Genomic DNA, 2,120 nt, shown 5'->3' with positions numbered 1-2,120 from the left:
GGCCGCGGCTGGGCGGCGCGCTGGCGGACCAGGCCGCGGTGATCGCCGCCGCCCTGGTGACCGCCCCCGGCCTCCCCGCGGTGCCGTCGGAGGTCGTGGTCCGCGCCGTGATCGCCTGGACGCAGCTGTTCGGGATGATCAGCTTCGAGCTGTTCGGCCAGTTCGTGGGATCGTTCGAGCCCGCGGGCACCCTGTTCGATTACGCGGTCGCGCAGCTGGCCGCGTTCGTGGGCCTGGAATGAGTCAGCGGTTACCCCCGCGCGCCGATACGCTAACTCGGGTGAAGGTACTAGTAACCGGCGGCGCGGGTTATATCGGCAGCGTCGTGACGCACGACCTGGCCGACGCGGGCCACGAGGTGGTCGTGCTCGACGACCTGTCCGCGGGGTTCGCATTCACCATCCCGGCGGGCGTTGAGTTCCACCAGCTGCCTGTGCACGAGATCGGACGGGTGCTGACACCCAGCGCGGGCTTCGACGCGGTGCTGCACTTCGCGGGGCGGATCGAGGTCGCGGAGTCGGTGGCCCGCCCCGACCTGTACTGGAACATCAACGTGGCCGGCTCCATGGCGGTGCTCGACGCGATCCGCGCGGCGGGCACGCCGCGGATGATCTTCTCCTCGACCGGCTCGATGTACGACGCGGCGGACACGGGGAAGCTCACCGAGGACGCGCCGGTGCGCCCGCGCAACCCGTACGCGGCCACCAAGCTGGCGGTCGACCTGATGCTGGCGGGGGAGTCCGGTGCGTTCGGCCTGGGCGCGGCGAGCCTGCGGTACTTCAACGCCGCCGGCGCGGTGGGCCCGCTCGGCGAGCGGCATAACCCGGAAAGCCACCTCATCCCCATCGTGCTCCAGGTGGCCGGCGGCCAGCGCGAGGAGCTCATGCTGTACGGCGACGACTACCCGACTCCCGACGGCACCTGCGTCAGGGACTACATCCACGTCGCCGACCTGTCGGCCGCGCACCTGCTCGCCCTGGACGCGATCCAGCCGGGCAGGTACGAGATCTACAACCTCGGCAACGGCGACGGCTACAGCAACAATCAGGTCGTCGAGGCGGTCCGCGAGGTGACCGGCCGCCCGGTCCCGGTCAAGGTCGCGCCGCGCCGCCCCGGTGACGCGGCCGTGACGGTCGCGTCTAGCGAGAAGGCCCGCCGCGAGCTGGGCTGGCGCCCCGCCAGGCCGGACCTGCGCGAGATCATCGCCGACGCCTGGGCCTTCCACCAGTCGAGCTGGTAACTACTCCTCGCCTGCGGCGGGCCGGACGGGCCAGATGCGGCGCGCGAGCCTGGCCACCATTTCCAGCTTGGCCCGCTGCACGGCGGGCGTGACCGGGTTGGCGACCGGCACCGACGCGAACCCGCACTGCGTGCTGAGCGCGAGCTCGTCTAGCGGCTTGTAGCCGGTCGCCTCGGTGATCCGCGCGATCACGTCGTCCTCCGACTCCAGCTGGTCCGACTTCGTGGTGAGCAGGCCGAGCACGACCACCGTGCCGTCGCGCACGTCCGCCAGCGGCTCGAAGCCGCCCGCCCGGTCGGAGTCGTACTCCAGCAGCAGGCGGCTGAAGGCCAGCTTGGGGAACAGCGCGGCCGAGATCGCGCCGTAGCCGCCCGCCGAGTGCCAGGCGCCGCCTGGCCCGTTGCCGCGGCAGACGTGCAGCGCGCTGGTCACTCCGGACACCCCGTCGAACAGCGAGCTGTCCAGCTCGGCGTCGAACGCCAGCTCGGCGTCCGCGTCCCTGCCCGCGGCGCGCATCGCGGCGCGGGTGTCGGGGTCGCAGAGCGAGCCGTAGTTCGGCGCGTCGAGCTGGATGTAGTCGCAGCCGAGCGAGATCAGCTTGTCGACGACCGACCGCTGGAAGTCGCGGACCTCCGTCAGGTACTCCTCGACCGAGTCGTAGACACCCGCGGCGTACTCGGCGGACCAGTACCGCCGGTGGTAGCTCGGCGCCGGCATCGTGTACTTGGTCCTGGCCCGCGCGTAGCGGGCCAGGAACGCGTACTCGTCGGTCATGTCGCCGAGCCGCGGCGCGGTGGCGATCCGCCGGACCACCGCCGGGTATCCGGCGGGCCGGGCGCCGGGGCCTGGATCCGGCGCGCCGGGGGAGTTCGGCACGGCC

2 protein-coding genes and 1 pseudogene are annotated in these 2,120 nt (G+C 72.2%); 2 read left to right on the top strand and 1 reads right to left on the bottom strand.

Translation table 11 applies throughout. The features are described 5' to 3' along the window. Positions 1–242, top strand: a 242-nt coding sequence (locus WA805_RS12815) for a TetR-like C-terminal domain-containing protein (protein ID WP_425242439.1), incomplete at its 5' end; no start/stop codon positions are given. Positions 243–280: 38 nt separating this feature from the next. Then, positions 281–1,240: a UDP-glucose 4-epimerase GalE gene (galE, locus tag WA805_RS12810; protein ID WP_425242438.1), complete on the top strand. Its 960-nt coding sequence runs from the start codon at positions 281–283 to the stop codon at positions 1,238–1,240. Here the strand turns inward: galE and WA805_RS12805 are convergent. Continuing rightward, a pseudogene (locus tag WA805_RS12805) lies at positions 1,241–2,120 on the bottom strand (hypothetical protein); the annotation flags it as partial. It lies immediately after the preceding gene.

Origin of the sequence: Trebonia sp. (genome assembly GCF_049794275.1) — a bacterium.
GTDB lineage: Bacteria > Actinomycetota > Actinomycetes > Streptosporangiales > Streptosporangiaceae > Trebonia.
The sequence above is the reverse complement of the archived record's forward strand: the minus strand, read 5'-3'. Positions and strand labels throughout refer to the sequence as shown.